This window comes from Paracidovorax wautersii (assembly GCF_031453675.1).
Taxonomy (GTDB): Bacteria; Pseudomonadota; Gammaproteobacteria; order Burkholderiales; family Burkholderiaceae_C; genus Paracidovorax.
Window position 1 is genome coordinate 1,585,881 of record NZ_JAVIZX010000001.1, and the last position, 16,451, is coordinate 1,602,331.

13 protein-coding genes are annotated in these 16,451 nt (G+C 70.7%); 6 read left to right on the forward strand and 7 right to left on the reverse strand.

Features of this window, described 5'->3' with window-relative positions; translation table 11 throughout:
* Positions 1-108: 108 nt before the first annotated feature.
* On the forward strand, positions 109-1,509 hold the full coding sequence (locus tag QE399_RS07255; RefSeq protein WP_309827560.1) for an L-serine ammonia-lyase: 1,401 nt from the start codon (positions 109-111) through the stop codon (positions 1,507-1,509).
* 410 nt (positions 1,510-1,919) lie between these two features.
* Here QE399_RS07255 and QE399_RS07260 read toward each other — a convergent pair whose 3' ends face one another.
* The 4 genes from QE399_RS07260 to QE399_RS07275 form a co-directional block, all read right to left on the reverse strand.
* On the reverse strand, positions 1,920-3,221 hold the full coding sequence (locus QE399_RS07260) for a Glu/Leu/Phe/Val family dehydrogenase (RefSeq protein WP_309827561.1): 1,302 nt from the start codon (positions 3,219-3,221) through the stop codon (positions 1,920-1,922).
* 156 nt (positions 3,222-3,377) lie between these two features.
* Positions 3,378-4,265, reverse strand: a complete 888-nt coding sequence (locus QE399_RS07265; protein WP_309827563.1) for a PPK2 family polyphosphate kinase — start codon at positions 4,263-4,265, stop codon at positions 3,378-3,380.
* 152 nt (positions 4,266-4,417) lie between these two features.
* A complete protein-coding gene (locus tag QE399_RS07270) occupies positions 4,418-6,559 on the reverse strand; it encodes a TonB-dependent siderophore receptor (protein WP_309827565.1) in 2,142 nt (713 codons plus the stop codon).
* A gap of 249 nt (positions 6,560-6,808) precedes the next feature.
* Complete coding sequence (locus tag QE399_RS07275; RefSeq protein WP_309827567.1) at positions 6,809-7,699, reverse strand: LysR family transcriptional regulator; 891 nt, start codon at positions 7,697-7,699, stop codon at positions 6,809-6,811.
* 94 nt (positions 7,700-7,793) lie between these two features.
* Here QE399_RS07275 and QE399_RS07280 point away from each other — a divergent pair, with 94 nt between their 5' ends.
* Positions 7,794-8,270 (forward strand): PACE efflux transporter, encoded by a 477-nt coding sequence (locus QE399_RS07280; protein ID WP_309827569.1) that lies wholly within the window; start codon positions 7,794-7,796, stop codon positions 8,268-8,270.
* 110 nt (positions 8,271-8,380) lie between these two features.
* Here QE399_RS07280 and QE399_RS07285 read toward each other — a convergent pair whose 3' ends face one another.
* Positions 8,381-9,364: a DMT family transporter gene (locus QE399_RS07285; protein ID WP_309827570.1), complete on the reverse strand. Its 984-nt coding sequence runs from the start codon at positions 9,362-9,364 to the stop codon at positions 8,381-8,383.
* A 308-nt stretch (positions 9,365-9,672) separates the two neighbouring features.
* Here QE399_RS07285 and QE399_RS07290 point away from each other — a divergent pair, with 308 nt between their 5' ends.
* Entirely contained in the window at positions 9,673-9,831 is a 159-nt protein-coding gene (locus tag QE399_RS07290; protein ID WP_309827572.1) for a hypothetical protein, read from the forward strand.
* A 174-nt stretch (positions 9,832-10,005) separates the two neighbouring features.
* Here QE399_RS07290 and QE399_RS07295 read toward each other — a convergent pair whose 3' ends face one another.
* Positions 10,006-11,022 (reverse strand): tripartite tricarboxylate transporter substrate binding protein, encoded by a 1,017-nt coding sequence (locus QE399_RS07295; protein ID WP_309827573.1) that lies wholly within the window; start codon positions 11,020-11,022, stop codon positions 10,006-10,008.
* Between the two features lie 223 nt (positions 11,023-11,245).
* On the opposite strand from QE399_RS07295, the gene QE399_RS07300 reads away from it, so the two are divergent.
* Genes QE399_RS07300 through QE399_RS07310 form a run of 3 tightly spaced genes read left to right on the forward strand, consistent with a single transcriptional unit; the run spans position 11,246 to position 15,290 of the window.
* Positions 11,246-13,483, forward strand: coding sequence for a rhodanese-like domain-containing protein (locus QE399_RS07300; protein ID WP_309827575.1), 2,238 nt, complete (start codon positions 11,246-11,248; stop codon positions 13,481-13,483).
* A 14-nt stretch (positions 13,484-13,497) separates the two neighbouring features.
* Positions 13,498-14,505, forward strand: a complete 1,008-nt coding sequence (locus tag QE399_RS07305; RefSeq protein ID WP_309831960.1) for a tripartite tricarboxylate transporter substrate binding protein — start codon at positions 13,498-13,500, stop codon at positions 14,503-14,505.
* A 5-nt stretch (positions 14,506-14,510) separates the two neighbouring features.
* A complete protein-coding gene (locus tag QE399_RS07310; RefSeq protein WP_309827577.1) occupies positions 14,511-15,290 on the forward strand; it encodes an alpha/beta fold hydrolase in 780 nt (259 codons plus the stop codon).
* 90 nt (positions 15,291-15,380) lie between these two features.
* On the opposite strand, the gene QE399_RS07315 is transcribed toward QE399_RS07310, so the two are convergent.
* Entirely contained in the window at positions 15,381-16,310 is a 930-nt protein-coding gene (locus tag QE399_RS07315; RefSeq protein WP_309827579.1) for a LysR family transcriptional regulator, read from the reverse strand.
* Between the last annotated feature and the right edge of the window lie 141 nt (positions 16,311-16,451).

Consider the following 16,451-nt stretch of genomic DNA (forward strand, 5'->3'; position numbering starts at 1 on the left):
GCCGGTGGCAGAACCCTCGCACAGCCACGCAATGCAATGCAGTGCACGCAACAGGGCGCAGATCCTGTACTTCCCTTCACCCATGATTCCCCCGACCGGAGCCTCCGCATGGCCGTCAGCGTTTTCGACCTGTTCAAGATCGGCATCGGGCCGTCCAGCTCCCACACCGTGGGGCCCATGCGCGCCGCGCGGCTGTTCGTGCAGCGGCTGGCGCGTGATGGCCACCTGCCTGCGGTGGCGCGCGTGCGCAGCGCGCTCTACGGCTCGCTCGGCGCCACAGGGCGCGGGCATGCCAGCGACATCGCCGTGCTGCTGGGGCTGGCCGGCCATGCGCCCGACACGGTGGACGTGAACGCCGTGCCCGCCATCCTGCAGGACATCCGCAGCCGCCAGCGCCTGCCGCTGGCCGGCGGGCCCGCCGTGCCCTTCGACGAAACGGCGGACCTGCTGCTGGTGCCCGGCACCACGCTGCCGCTGCACGCCAACGGCATGCGCTTCGAGGCCTTCGATGCGAGCGGCGCGCTGCTGGACGCGCAGGTGTACTACTCGGTCGGCGGCGGCTTCATCGTGAGCGAGGAGGCGGCCGCCGACGCAGCGCGCCAGCAGGCCATCGCGCCGGACACCACCGTGCTGCCGCTGCCTTTCCATAGCGGCGAGCAGCTGCTGGCGCAGGCGCATGCCATCGGCGGGCCGGCCGCTGGAGCGCTGGCCCGGGTGATGCGCACCAACGAGCGGCACTGGCGCACCGATGCCGAGATCGATGCCGGCCTGCTCGCCATCTGGCGCGCCATGCAGGACTGCGTGGCGCGGGGCTGCGAAACGGGTGGCGTTCTGCCGGGCGGCTTCAAGGTGCGCCGCCGTGCGCCGGCCCTGCACCAGGCGCTGCTGGCGGGCCCCGACACGTCGGCGGACCCGCTGCAGGTGATCGACTGGGTGAACCTGTTCGCCCTGGCGGTGAACGAGGAGAACGCGGCCGGTGGACGCGTGGTGACGGCGCCCACCAACGGCGCTGCGGGCATCGTGCCGGCCGTGCTGCACTACTACTGGCGCTTCATCGCCGGAGCGAACGAGGCCGGCGTGGTCGACTTCCTGCTCAGCGCAGGCGCCATCGGCATCCTCTATAAGGAGAACGCGTCCATCTCCGGCGCCGAGGTCGGCTGCCAGGGGGAGGTGGGCGTGGCCTGCTCCATGGCCGCGGCCGGGCTGTGCGCCGTGCTGGGCGGCACGCCCGAACAGGTGGAGAACGCGGCCGAGATCGGCATGGAGCACCACCTGGGCCTGACCTGTGACCCGGTGGGCGGGCTGGTGCAGATTCCGTGCATCGAACGCAACGCGCTGGCCGCGGTGAAGGCCATCAACGCCGCCCGCATGGCGCTGCGCGGTGACGGCACGCACCACGTGAGCCTGGACCAGGTCATCAAGACCATGCGCGAGACGGGCGCGGACATGATGACCAAATACAAGGAAACGTCCCAGGGCGGATTGGCCGTGAACATCGTGGAGTGTTAGTGACATCCCCCTGAGGCGCTGCGCGCCTTCCCCCTTCTCTCGGCTCGCTGCGCGATCCGGGAAGGGGGACGACGCCGGTGGCCGGGCTAAGCCCGTTCCACGGCGTCTGCTGGCATGACCTGCTCCGCGGCCTTCTGACTCATGTGTGGCTGAGAGCGCTGACGACTGTGACGCCCCCTGAAGGGCTGTTCGCCTTCCTTCGCTTCTAGCACGCGAGGTGCGATGACGCCGGTGGCCGGGCACAGCCGTGTTCCACGGCGTTGCCGGTGTCGTCGGTGAGGGAGATTCCGTTGCGCGCGGGACATCGCTTTAGCGCTGAATCCACCATGGAAAAAGCCACCGGGCCGGTAGCGGCGCGGTGGCTTTCGTTGGGGCGAAACGGCCGGGCCGGCGCGAGGCCGGCCAGGGCTTCAGGGGTACAGGCCGCGCATTTCGCGGGCGTGCAGGATGCGCTGGCAGGCCACGATGAAGGTGGCGGTGCGCAGCGTCACCTTGTGCTCCTGCGCCACATGCCAGATGCCGGCGAAGGCCTCTTGCATGATGCGCACCAGGCGGGCGTTGATCTCGTCCTCGCTCCAGAAGAAGCTGGAGAAGTCCTGCACCCATTCGAAGTAGCTCACCGTCACGCCGCCGGCGTTGGCGATCACGTCGGGCAGCACCAGCACGCCCTTGTCGGCCAGGATGTCGTCGGCCTCGGTGGTGGTGGGGCCGTTGGCGCCTTCGATCACCAGCTTGGCCTTGATCTGGCCGGCGTTGTCCTTGGTGATCTGGCCTTCCAGCGCAGCGGGGATGAGGATCTCGCAATCCACGCCCCAGAAGTCGTCCTTGGCCATGGCCTCGGCGCCGGTGAAGCCGCCCACGCCGCCGGTCTTCTTCACGTGCTCCAGCAGCGCGGGCACGTCCAGGCCGCCCGTGTTCAGGATGGTGCCGGTGTGGTCCTGCACGGCCACCACCTTGGCGCCCGCCTCGGCGAACAGCTTGCCGGCGATGCCGCCCACGTTGCCGAAGCCCTGCACGGCCACGCGCGCACCTTCCAGCGGCAGGCCGGTCAGCTTGGCGGCTTCCACGCCCACGGTGAACACGCCGCGGCCCGTGGCCTCGACGCGGCCCAGCGAGCCGCCCAGGTCCACTGGCTTGCCGGTGACGACGCCGGTGGCGGTGGCGCCCACGTTCATGGAGTACGTGTCCATCATCCAGGCCATGACCTGGCCGTTGGTGTTCACGTCAGGCGCGGGAATGTCCTTGGAGGGGCCGATCAGCAGGCCGATCTCGCTGGTGTAGCGGCGCGTCAGGCGCTCCAGCTCACCGCGCGACAGCTTCTTGGGATCCACGCGGATGCCGCCCTTGGCACCGCCGTAGGGCACGTTCACGGCAGCGTTCTTCACCGACATCCAGGCCGACAGGGCCATCACTTCGGACAGCGTGACGTCCTGGTGGAAGCGCACGCCGCCCTTGCCGGGGCCGCGGCTCAGGTTGTGCTGCACGCGGTAGCCCTCGTAGTGGGCGATGGTGCCGTTGTCCAGTTCGATGGGCACATCCACGACCAGGATGCGCTTGGGGCGCTTGAGCGTTTCCACCCAGCGCGCGAGGCTGCCGAGGTACGGCGTGACGCGGTCCACCTGCTGCAGGTAGTTGCCCCAGGGGCCGAGGTGGTCGGCTTGCAGATAGGACGGGACGGCGTGCTGAACGAGGGTGTCGTTGGTGTTCGACATGCGATGTTTCCTTGGAGGAAGAGGAGGTCTGATCAGGCTGCAAACTGTATGCCTGCCGTTCCTGCCCGTCCAAGGCCGGAGTGTTACAGGGTTATGCGTTTGGTGCATAACCAGGGCTGGGCGCCCTGCACACCGTAGTGACGCCCTGCGCCGCTGCTATTCGACCGTGAAGCGCTCCAGTGCCGGGTCACCCGGCGGGTAGCGCAGGTCCAGGCGCTGCAGCACGGCGCGCAGCACCGTGGCCACCATCAGGTTGCGGTGGGTCTTGGAGTCGGCGGGCACGATGGTCCACGGCGCCCAGGCGGTGTGCGTGGCGGGCAGCAGGGCCTCGTAGGCGCGCTGGTAGTCGTCCCACTGCTTGCGCGCGGCGATGTCGCTCAGGTCGAACTTCCAATGCTTGGCCGGGTCGTCCAGCCGCTCCTGCAAGCGCTTGCGCTGCTCGTCCTTGCTGATGTGCAGCATGAACTTCACGATCACCGTGCCGGTCTCGGTGAGCATGCGTTCGAAGTCGTTGATGTGCGCCAGGCGCTGCCGGTGGTCTTCCGGTGTGATCCAGCCGTTGACGACAGGCACCAGCACGTCCTCGTAATGGCTGCGGTTGAACACCGCCACTTCGCCCGCCGCTGGCACCTGTTGGTGGATGCGCCACAGGTAGTCGTGCGCGCGCTCGGTCTCGGACGGCGCGCGCCAGCCCACCACGCGCACGCCCAGTGCGCTCATGCGCCCGAACACCCCGCGCACCGTGCCGTCCTTGCCGGAGGTATCCATGCCTTGCAGGATCACCAGCAGCTTGTAGCGCTTGTCGGCGTAGAACAGGTTCTGCAACGCGTCGAGTTCGCCCGCCAGCACGTCGACGGCCGCCTTGGACGCCGCCTTGTCGCCCACCGAAAAAGGCTTGGCGGCCGGGTCGAAGTCCCGCAGCGAGAACGCCTTCGACCCGCCGCCCTTGCCCGGCGATGCCGGTGGTTGCCAGGGCCTCAGCGCAGCCGCCAGGGCCGGGTCGTCGGGATACGAGGGGGCATGGGAGGGAGCATTGCGGGCCATGGCGCCTTTCCGTCAGAAGGGGAAGACGCCATTGTGGCCGAGCCCGATCGTGCAGCCCGGCGCGCCGCGGAAACGCCATTTGCTATTGAATCAATAGCTGCATGCGCTTGATGAGCAAGCGCTGCAGGCCATTTTGACTCAAATGCCGGCCGTCAGAACGCCACCTGCACGCCAGCCGTCACCTGGCGGCCCAGGCCGGGCAGCACGGTCAACCCGCCCCACGACGCCACGTAGTAGGTCTTGTCGAACAGGTTGTTCACGTCCAGTGTCAGGCGCGTGCGCTTGTCCAGCTGCCAGTAGCCCGTGAGGCGGGCGGTGGTATAGGCCGGCAGGCGGTAGGTATCGGTGGCGGTGCCCGTGCGCTCGCCCACATGCACCAGGCCGCCGCCCACACCGTAGCGGCTGCCGTTGGCCAGCACGTCTTCGCGGATGGCGAACAGGCCGGCGCTCACGCGCGGAATACCCTGCAGGCGCTTGCCCACCAGCGCGGGGGTGTTGTCGCGCGTGACTTCCGTGTCGGTGAAGGCGAAGTTGGCCGACAGGCGCCAGTGCGCGTCCAGCTGGCCGGCAACGTCCGCTTCCAGGCCGCGGCTGCGCACTTCGCCGGCAGCTACATTGAAGTTGGCATTGGTCGGGCTGGGCGTGAGCACGTTGGTCTTGCGGATGTCGAACACCGCCGCGGAGGCCGTCAGGCGCTGGTTCTCCGATTGCCACTTGGCGCCCAGCTCCACGGCCTGGCCCTTGGTGGGGTCGAACGCGGTGCCGGCCTCGTCGGCCCCGGTGTTGGGGCGGAAGGAGCGGCTGTACGACACGTAGACCGAGCTGTGCGGCGTGACCATGTAGGTCAGGCCCATGCGCGGCGAGGCGGCCGTATGGGATTGCACCGTGCGGGTTGAGGCGACCACGTCCGTGAAGTCCTGGTGGACCCGGTCGATGCGCAGGCCGGCCAGCAGCTTCCAGCGCTCGGTCAGATCGACCTGGTCCTGCACGAACAGGCCGGTGGCGCGCTGGTAGTCCTGGCTGTCGAAGTACGGCGTCCTCGGCGCCGTGCGGGGCAGGTTGTAGGTGGGCTGGTAGATATCGGTGGCGTACTGGCTGGAGCCACGGGCCGAGGCCTCGCCGTACTGGCCCACGAACAGGCGCGAGGACTCCAGGCCCAGCAGCAGCGTGTGGCGCAGGCTGCCGGTGGTGACCTTGCCCTCCACCTCCGCCTGCACCGAGGCGTCGCGCGAGGGCAGGCTGCGCCAGGTGTCGCTGCGGGACAGCGTGCGGCCGTCGGCTTGCAGCAGGCCCAGCCGTGGGTTGCCGAAGTCCATGGCGTCGCCGTAGTAGGCCGTCTCGCGGTACGACGCGCCCACGCGGGTGCGCCAGCCACGCCCCAGGTCGTGGTCCAGCGTGAGCTGGTGCGTGTCGCCGTTCACGTGCAGGTTGTCGCGCGCGGGCTCGCCCAGGTAGCGGTCGCGCGGCAGCACGCCGGGATTGCCGTTGATCTGCACGAGGCCGCGGTCCAGCGGCGTGCGGATGCGGATGAACTCGGCCTCGTACTGCAGCACCGTGTCGGCGCTGAGGTTCCAGGTGATCGCGGGGGCGACCACGTACTTCTTGTTGTCCACCAGGCCGGTGCGGCTGGCGCCGTCCTCGGCTGCCACGTTCAGGCGGTAGGCGATGTCCTGGGTGAGCGGGCCCGTGGTGTCGAGCGTGGCACGGCGCATGCCGCGCGTGCCCACCTGCAGACCGGCGGTGTGAGCGGGCGTGAACTGGGGCTTCTTGGTCACCACGTTCAGCGTGCCGCCGGGTTCGCCGCTGCCGTACAGCGCCGCCGCGGGGCCCTTGAGGAATTCCACGCGCTCGACCGAGGCCACGTCGCGCTGCGGGCCGTAGCCCCGGCCGGAGGCGAAGCCGTTGAGCAGCGAGCCGCCGTCGGTGTTGCTGAAGCCGCGGATGGCGTAGTTGTCCCAGGTGCCGCCGAAGTCGTTCAGGCGCGAGATGCCGCTCACGAAGTCCACGGTGTCCGACAGGCGCGTGGCACCCAGGTCGTCGATGAACTGGCGGGGCACCACGCGCACGGCCTGGGCGGTTTCGATCAGCGGCGTGTCGGTGCGGGTGGCGGCGGTGTTGCGCTGTGCGCCCTGGTAGCCGGTGGCATCGGTGGCCTCCTGCACGCGCACCTCCTGCAGCGTGGCGGTGGGCGCCGCGGTCTGGGCGTGGAGGGCGGGGGCAAGAAGGCAGGCGCAGGCGGCACACGCGGCCAGGGCGAGCGGGGACCGGCGCGCGGTCAGAAGGCGGGAAGGCATGGAAGGCGAAAGAGCAAAAAGGGAGTTGGACGGAACGAACACCGTCCCCTGGCGGTGGCGCGGGGGCCGAAGACGCATGCCCGCATGCGGGGTACGCCTGCGGGTGGGGGCGGATGATAGGTCAAATGCGATGCATTCGCATTTAACAGCAATCACGCTGTGGCAAGACCGCCACGCCGCCGGCCCCGTATCGGCACCGATTCCGCCGGTCGGCCGCGCTGCGGGCCCGGCGCCGGCCGCGCCCCTGCGTCAGCCGCCCTGGTTCTGCCGCACCATCAGTTCCACGAAGCGCCGCGCCCCCAGGCCCAGGGGCCGCTCCTTGGACCACACCAGGTCCACCCACAGCGCCGCGCCGTTGCTGAGGTTCTGGAAGTCCATCTCCACCAGCGTGCCCGCCTGGATGCGCGGCTCCACCAGGGCGCGCGGCTGCCAGCCCCAGCCCAGGCCGGCCTCGATCAGGCCCAGGGCGGCCAGGTGGTTGTCGGTGCGCCAGTGGTGCCGCGCGAAGACGAAGCGGGGGTCGGTCTGTGCCCAGTCGCGGCTGGCCACCACGATCTGGCGGGTGGTGGTCAGGTGCACTTCGCTCAGCCGGGGCGCGCTGCGCAGCACCGGGTGGCCGGGGGCGATCACCGCCACCAGGGTCTCGCTGCCCACTTCCTCGAAGCCCTCGCGGCCGTCGATGCTGGGGCGCTCGAACACCATCGCCAGCTGGGCGCGCCCGGCGTGCAGCATGGCCACCGCGTCGGCCTGCGGGGCGGCCAGTACCTCCACCTGCAGCAGCGGATGCTCGTCGGCCAGGGCGGCCAGCGGGCCGCTCCAGTGCGCGGCCAGCAGCTCGGGTGCGATGGCAATGGTCAGCCGCTCCTCCAGCCCCTGGGTGAGCGACAGCGCATGGGCATTGAGCTGGCGCAGCTGCAGCGCCAGCAGGCGCGCCTGCGGCTCCAGCGCGCGGGCCGCCGGGGTGGGGCGCGGCTCGCGGCCCGAGCGGTCGAACAGCTGCACGTCCAGCTCGGCCTCCAGGTGGGCGATGGTCATGCTGATGGCGGAGGGCACGCGCGACAGGGCCCGTGCCGCGGCCGAGAACGACCCGTGATCGAGCGCGGCGAGGAACACCTGCACGCTGTCGGAAGAAAAAGCCATGGGGCGGTAGCGGGAAGCGAGTGGAACGTGAATTATCAGAAAAACTGAAACAAGCTGACTTTTTATATCAGCGCAACTTACATAAAGTGCCTCCATGTCTTCTCAGCACCCCTCTCCGCGCGGCCTCCAGGGCGTCAAGCGCCGCGTGATCTACGTGACCCTGTATGAACTCATCGCCATCGCCGTGGCGACTGTCGGGCTGGCTTTCTTCACCGGCCAGAGCGCCGGCCATTCGAGCGTGGTGGCCGTGGCCGCCTCGGGCATCGCCATCGTCTGGAACATCGTCTTCAACTGGGCGTTCGAGCGCTGGGAGGCCCGCCAGCCCACCCGGGGGCGCAGCGTGGGCCGGCGCGTGGCGCACGCCATCGGCTTCGAGGGCGGCCTGATCTTCACCCTGGTGCCGCTGTTCGCGTGGTGGTTCGGCGTCAGCCTGTGGCAGGCCTTCGTGATGGACCTGGGGCTGGTGGTCTTCTTCCTCTGCTACACCTTCGTCTTCAACTGGGTGTTCGACCATTTCTTCGGCCTGCCGGCCTCGGCCCAGGTCCCCGCGGGCGCCGGCCTGCAGGGCTGACCCGGCGACAGCGGCGGGCGCGCCCGGCCGCCGCACGCGGCGAATCCACGCCACCCCCCCAAGTCCACCAGCCGCCCACCGGGTGGCTTTTTTTTGATGGTGCGCCCCGCTCAGGGCCGGGCTGGCGCGGCCGGTACGGGCGGGAGGGCGGGCGTCTGCGTCACCAGCCAGATGCCCCAGCACACCAGCACCAGGGCCACGGCGTTGCGCCATTCCAGAATGCTCTCGTGCAGGAACAGCGCCGACAGCAGCGTGCCGAAGACCGGCACCATGAAGTTGAACGCGGTCACCAGGCTCACCCGGTTGTGCTTGAGCAGCAGGCTCCAGATCGAGATGGCCAGCGCCGACAGTGCGATCAGGTAGCCCAGCAGCGCGCCCGACGCGGCCGTGAGCTCACCCAGGTGCCCGCCCAGCCCATAGCCCGCCGCCAGCAGCACTGCGCCGCCCACGGCCAGTTGCCAGCCGGTCATGACGATCGGGTCCGTGTGCTGGGAGATGCGCTTGCCGTAGATGCCGCCCACGGCCAGCACCAGGGCGGCGATCACGACGAAGCCCTCGCCCAGCAGCGTGAACTCCAGCCCGGGCACCGCGCCCGCCGCACCGCCGCCCAGGTTCACCACCATCACGCCGGCAAAACCCACGCAGCAGCCCAGCGCCTTGCGGTAGCTGAGCCGGTCGTTGTGGTAGATCCAGTGCGCCAGCAGCACGCTGAAGAAGGTGCCCGTGGCGTTCATGATCGAGCCCTTCACGCCGGTGGTGTGCGCCACGCCGATGTAGAAGAACACGTACTGCAGCGTGGTCTGCACCAGCCCCAGCACCGCCAGCTGGCCCCACACGCGCGGCGGCCAGCCTGCCAGCCGCTTGCCGGTGGCCGCGGCGTAGGCGAGCAGCGCCACGCCCGCCAGCGCGAAGCGCCAGCCCGCAAAGACCAGCTTGGACGGGATGTCCGCCGCAGCGATGCCCAGCAGCGCGTAGCCGCTCTTGATCGCCGGGTACGAACTGCCCCACAGCAGACAGCACAGCAGGGCCAACAGGAAGACGGTGCTGCGCTGGGTCAGCGGATGGGAAGGGGCCGGGGCGGCAGAGGGGGGCACGGCGGAAGCTCTCCAAGCACGGGGAGCGCCGGCGGCGCCCCAAAACGGTGCATTCTAGGAGGTTGTCTGACAACTTGCAGAGCCTGGATCGGCTTGCCGCAGTGCGCGGCGCGGGCGCCTGCCTCTCGCTGATTTGCGCTGTTAGTGCTATTAACAATATAGCTGTATGCGCTTGCCCCATAAGCGCTGGAAGCCAATTAAAGCCTATCCGCTTTTGGGGCCACGCCGCACCACCCGCCCTGTTACGCGCAGACACGGTGGCGTTGCCGGCCGTGTTTAGACTGGATTCCTTCTAACGAGGAGAAATCATGGACCGAAACCAAGATAAACAATCGGCCGCAGATACGCAGGGCCGGGGCGGCTTCTGGTACCACCTGTTCCGGGCCGAGATGCTCATGCAGATCGTGTGGGCCATCGTGATCGGTGCGGTGGCCATCACGGCGATCATCGTGTTCGGCACGCGCTAGCCCGCGGCCGCCCCGTTCCCCGCACGCCTTCCGCCCGCCGCGGGCCTCACGGCCCCAAGGGGGCTCGGAGCGCCGTGCAGGGCCACAGAGAAAAGACAAAGGGCCCGTCGGGCCCTTTGTCGTTGGCGGGTGCTCCCCGGCGCGGGCCGCCACCCGCAGCTGGCTCCCCACGGCTCAGCGCAGCGCCAGCCCGGCCGTCTTGATCGCCTGCGCGTAGCGCGGCTGTTCCGCCCGCAGGCTGGCCGCCAGGTCGCCAGGCGAGCCGCCCGCCACCTTGAAGCCCTGTGCCTCCAGCTGGGCACGCACCTCGGGTGCCTGCAGCACGGTCTGGATGTCGCGGTTGATCTTGGCCACGATGGCCGGCGGCGTGCCCGCCGGGGCGAAGTAGCCCTGCCAGCTTTCCACCGAGAAGCCCGCCGGGCCGCCCGCCTCGGCCACGGTGGGCACGTCCGGCAGGGCGGGGGACCGGTAGCTGGTGGTGACGGCCAGTGCGCGCAGCTTGCCGGCGCGCACGTAGTCGGTCACGGCCGCCAGGGTGATCAGCGTGGCGTTGGTGTGGCCGGCCAGCACGTCCACCGTGGCGGGGCCGCCGCCAGGGTAGGGGATGTAGTTGACCTTGGCGCCCGTCTCCTGCGACAGGATCTCGTGTGCCACATGGGCGATGCCGCCGTTGCCGGGCAGGCCCAGGCTGATGCTCTCGGGCTGCGCCCTGGCGCGGGCTACGTAGTCGCCGAGCGTCTGGATGCCCGTGCCGGGATGCACCACCAGGATCTGCGGATTCACCACCGCCTTGATGACGGGCACGAAGCTCTTTTGCGTGTCGTACGGCAGTTCGCGGAAGAGGATGCCGTTGAGCGTGATGCCCTCGCCCTGCTGCAGCAGCGTATAGCCGTCGGGCGCGGCCTTGGCCACGCGCCCCGCGCCGATGGTGCCGCTGGCCCCGGCGATGTTCTCCACGATCACGCTCTGGCCCCACAGCGCCCCCAGCTTGTCGGCCAGCGTGCGTGTGAGCTTGTCGGCGCTGCCGCCGGGCGCCACCGGCACCACGATGCGCACGGGCTTGGTGGGGAACTGCGCGGCCGCGTCCGGCGCGGCATGCACGCTGGCGGTGTGGAGCGTGGCGGCGGCCAAGGCCGTCAGGGCGAGGGCGGCCGTGGTGGCCTGGAGCAGGGTGCGGCGTGGCAGGGGCATGGTGTCGGTTCGCTCGCCCGGAGAGTGGGCGCGGGAGAAGAGGAGAAAAAGACGCTCCAAGCCTAGGCAGCGCCCTCTGCCGCGTGAACGAAGGAATGCGGATATCCATAGGCGGATTGCGCACGAGGGGCGGGTGCCGCCGGGCATATGCATAGCCGGTTTCCTTCGTTGCCGCCGCTGCGTTCGCTGCGTACGGTGGTCCCTGCTTTCCGGAGACCACCCCATGACCCAGACCCACCTTTCCCTCGACTTCAGCGGCAGCGACATCGCCAGCCGCCGCACCGCCGCCGTCACCGGCTTCCTCGCCACGGCCCGCCGCCTGGTGCCGGATCCCGAGCACTCCACCCCTGAACAACTGCGCGCCGTGGCCGCGGCGCTGGAGCAGCTGGGCCTGCAGCGCGCGCTGTTTCCGAATGCCCACTTCGCTGTGTCTGCCGACAACCCCGCGCAGGTCTATCGGCTGAGCGAAGACCCGGGCGGCCGCTATGCGCTCTACGTGTCGGCCGGCTCGCCGGGCAAGGCCCAGCCGCCGCACGACCACACCACGTGGGCGATGATCGCCGGCGTGGCGGGCAACGAGCGCAACGTGTTCTACCGCCGTGACACGACGGCCGACGCCGCGCGCGACGCGCTGACCGCGGAGCGCACGGTGGACGTGGTGGCCGGCGTGTCGGTGGTGCTCTCGCCCACCGATGTGCACACCATCGAGCTGGTGGGCGACGAGCCCGGCCTGCACCTGCACTTCTACGGCCGTGGGCTGGACCGCATGCCCGAGCGCGTGGTGTTCGAAAGCAAGGCCGGCGGCACCTACCGCACCTTCGCCCCGCCCAAATCCATCCGCCACCCGCTGGTCACGCCGCAGGACCTGAAGGCCGCGCTGCACGACGGCGAGGAGATCGCCGTGCTGGACGTGCGCGAGACCGGCGTGTTCGCCCACCGCCACATCCTGTTCGCGGCATCGGCCCCGCTGTGGCGGCTGGAGCTGCTCATCGACCGCCTGGTGCCCCGGCGCAGCACGCGCATCGTGCTGGTCGATGGCGACGAGACGCTGTCGCACGAGGCGGCCGCCAAGCTGGTGCGCCTGGGCTGGCGCAACGTCTCGGTGCTGGCCGGCGGCACCGACGGCTGGGCCGCCGCCGGGCTGGAGGTTTTCGAAGGCACCAACGTGCCGAGCAAGGCCTTCGGCGAGGTCATCGAGCATGAAAAGCACACGCCCTGGATCACGTCGGACGAGCTGCAGGCGCGCGTGGAGCGCGGCGACAACATCGTGGTGGTGGACAGCCGCACGCCCGAGGAGTTCGCCGCGTTCAGCCTGCCGTTCGCGCACAGCCTGCCAGGGGCCGAGCTGGTCTACCGCATCGGCGAGCTGGCGCCCGACCCCGAGACCTTCGTGGTGGTGAACTGCGCGGGCCGCACACGCAGCATCGTGGGCGCGCAGACGCTCATCGACGCCGGCATTCCCAACCGCGTGGCCTCCTTGCGCAACGGCACCATGGACTGGCTGCTCACCGGCCGCACGCTGTCCCACGGCCGGGGCACGGCGCTGCCCGAGCCGGCCCCCGCCACGCTGGCCGCTGCGCGGGCGCGCGCCGCCGCCGTGGCCGAGCGTGCCGGTGTGCAGCGCATCGACGCCGCTGAGCTGGCCCGGTTCGAGTCCGAGGCGCAGGAGCGCACGCTGTACCGCTTCGACGTGCGCACCCGCGAGGAATACGAGGCCGGCCACCTGGAAGGCTGGCGCTGGGCGCCCGGCGGCCAGCTGGTGCAGGCCACCGACGAATACGCGGCCGCCCGCGGCGCCCGCATCGTGCTGGCCGACTGGGACGGCGTGCGCGCCCTGACCACCGGCGCCTGGCTCGCGCAGCTGGGCGGCTACGAGGTCTTCCTGTACGCCCCGCCCGCGCTGCCTGCGCTGGCCACCGGGCCCGAGCCCGTGCGCGTGCTGGCGTCTCACGCGCCGGCACCGCTGGTGTCGCCGCAGCAGGCCGATGCGCTGGTGCGCGCCGGCAGCGCCGTGGTGTTTGACGTGGACCGCCGCGCTGCGTTCGAGAAGCAGCACATCCACGGCGCGCGCTTCGCCGTGCCCGACCGGCTGGCGACCTTCGTGGCCGACCTGCCCGCCGGCCACTCCATCGTGCTGACCTCGCCCGACGGGGTGCTGGCCCGCACGGCTGCGGCCGAGCTGGCCGCGCGCACCGGCCGCGACGTGCGCGCCCTCTCCGGCGGCACGTCCGCCTGGGTGGCGGCAGGCCTGCCCGTGGCGCAGGGCGATGCCGGCGTGCTGACGGGCGACGACGACCACTGGTACAGCCCCTATGCCCACCGCGATCTGCAGTTGCGCGACGCGGGCTTCCACGATTACCTGGACTGGGAGCTGGGCCTGGTGGCGCAGCTGGAGCGCGAAGGCACCACCGGCATCCGCCTGCTGCCTGCCGCAGCTGCCGCCGCTGGCGCTGCCGCATGAGCGGCGTGAACGCAATGCCTCTGGCGCTGCGCTCGGTGGACGCGTCGCGCCGCAACGCGCTGCGCACGGGCCTGGCCCTGGCGGCGCTGGCCGGCACCGCCACCGCCCGTGCCGCGCTCGGCCCGGCGCCGGACGCCCGCACCGTGCGCCTGGTGCTGCCGCTGGCGCCCGGCGGCGCCATGGACGTGCTGGGCCGCGGCCTGGCCGCCGAGCTGGGCCAGCGCCTGGACACCAGCGTCGTCGTGGAGAACCGCGCCGGCGCGGGCGGCAACCTGGCACACGAGCTGGTCGCCGGCGAGCGGCCCGACGGCCACACCCTGCTGCTGACCAGCAACGCGCTGGTGGCCAACGTCACGCTCTTCGAGGGCCGCGTGCGCTACGACCCGCAGCGCAGCTTCGTGCCCGTGAGCATCGTTGCCAGCTCGCCCACCGTGGTCGTGGTGCGCAGCGATGCCCCGGCGCGCACCATGGGCGCCCTGGCCGCACAGGCGCGCCGCAGCGCCGGCATCAGCGTGGGCACGCCGGGCTTCGGCAACGGCAACCACCTGGCGCTGGTCAAGCTGCACCGCTCACAGGGCGGCGACTGGCGGCACATTCCGTACAAGGGCGCCGGCCCCGCGCTGGTGGGGCTGCTGGGCGGCGAGACCGATGCGGCCATCGTCGCGCTGCCCGCCGCGCAGGCGCACCTCCAGGCCGGCCGCCTGCGCGCGCTGGCCGTGGTGCAGGAGCGGCGTAGCAGCCTGGCCCCCGAGGTGCCCACGCTGGCCGAGGCGGGCATCACCATCGCGCTGGACAGCGGCTGGTTCGGCCTGCTGGCTCCCGCGGGCACGCCGCAGGCCGTGGTGGAGCGCGTGCACGGCGCCGTCACCGCTGCGCTGGCCGACGAGGGCTTTCGCACGCAGCTGGCACGCCAGGGCTTCGAGCCCGTGGGCAGCACATCGCAGGCGTTCGCGCAGCAACTGGCGCGCGACGTGGCCGCCTTTCCGCCGCTGCTGCAGAGCATCGGCGCGCGCGTGGAGTAGTCGCCATGCCCACCCTGCCACTCGGCGCGCAGATCCACTACGAAACCTACGGCCCCGGCCCGGAGGCCCCGCCGCGCCTGCCCGTGCTGCTGCTGGCGCCGGGCGGCCTGCGCTCGCGCATCGGCCTGTGGCGGCACACGCACGACGGCCGGGCGCGCGACTGGCCCGACCCGACGGTGGAGCTGGCCCGCGCGCGCCGCGTGGTGGCCGTGGACCAGCGCAACGCAGGCCAGTCGTTCGCGCCCGTGGGCCCGCACGACGGCTGGGACAGCTTCGCCGCCGACCACCTGGGCGTGCTCGACGCGCTGGGCATCGGGCGCTTCCATGTGCTGGGCGCGTGCATCGGCGCCTCGTTCGCGCTGCGCCTGGCCGAGCTGGCCCCGCACCGCGTGGCCTCGGCCGTGCTGCAGCAGCCCATCGGCTGGACGCCGCGCAACGCGCCGCTGCGCAAGGAGAACTTCCAGGTCTGGGTGGACAGTGCCAAGGACCGGCTGGCGGCCGTACCGCCCACGCACCTGCAGGCGCTGGAGCACAACCTCTTCGGCGGCGAGGACTTCGTCTTCAGCGTGTCGCGCGAGTTCGTGCGGCGCAGCGCCACCCCGCTGCTCATCCTGGCGGGCGACGATGTGCACCACCCGCTGGAGACCTCGCGCGAACTGGCGGCGCTGGCACCCCGCGCACAGCTCATCGAGGCCTGGCGCGGCGAGGCGCACCGCGGCACCTACCTGCGCAGCGTGCTCGGCTTTCTGGACGGGGCGGAGCAGTCGCCCCAGGTGGGTGGCTGACGGCCGGAACGCACGGCGATGTCGGTGTGTTTTGCTATATAAATAATAGCTATAGACGCATATGGATAAAGCGCTGTGGGCGGATTGGATTCACAACCCAACCGGCGGCTGCGGCGCCGCCTGCACGGCCTGGAACGCCCGCTTGAAGTCGCAGCACGACTGCGCCAGCATGATGACCGAGGCCACCAGCGCGCTGCGGTGGCTGCCCTGCACCATCGCCACGTAGGGCACGGGCGGCAGGGGCGGCTGCACGTCGATCTCGGCCAGCTGCCCGGTGGCGACCAGGGGCGCCAGGCACTGGCGCGGCAAATAGCTCACGCCCAGGCCCGAGATGGTCAGGCCGATGAGGGCCACTAGGTTGCTCACCACCAGGGAATCGGCCGGCTCCACGCCGCGTTCGCGCAGCCAGGCGTCGTACAGGCGGCCGGTGCCCGATGCGTTGCCCTGCACCAGCAGACGCTGGCCGGCCAGTTCGTGCAGGCGCACGCTGCCGGCGGGCAGGGTGCCGGGGCGGCACATCCAGGCGCTGTCCACCTGGCCGACCACGGTGGCCGGCAGGCGGGTGTCGGCAAAGGCGTCGGGCACGATGATCAGGTCCAGCCCGTCGGCCAGCAGCTTGTCGCGCAGGGGCAGGCTGCCGTCCACGTCGGGCTCCAGCGTCACCTTGGGGTAGTGCTCGCGCACCAGGGCCACCAGGCGCGGCAGCCAGGTCATGGCGGTGAGCTCGGTCACGCCGATGCGCAGGCGCCGCTCGATCACCTCGGGCTTGCCGAACTGCTCCACGGCGGCATCGCGCTCGCGCAGGAGCTTGCGCGCCAGCATGAACATCTCCTCGCCCTTTTCCGTGAGGCGGGCGGTGCGCTGTGTGCGGTCGAACAGGGGCGTGTCGAAGAGCTGCTCCAGCTCATGCACGCGCTTGGACACCGCCGACTGCGAGGTGTGCAGCTTGCGCGCCGCCTGCGCGAAGCCGCCCAGCTGGCCGATCCAGTACAGCGCTTCCAGTTGCTTGAAGGTCATCATCGCCCGCGGTCCATTCATCACTTTTGTTCATTCGATTCGAGCACAAAAAATCGCTTTTTGAAACGTAACGCGACTTTCACAATGGCCTGCATCCCCGTGCGATCCCTGTGGCGCACGGCCCGCACCTTTGAAAGGACCGCC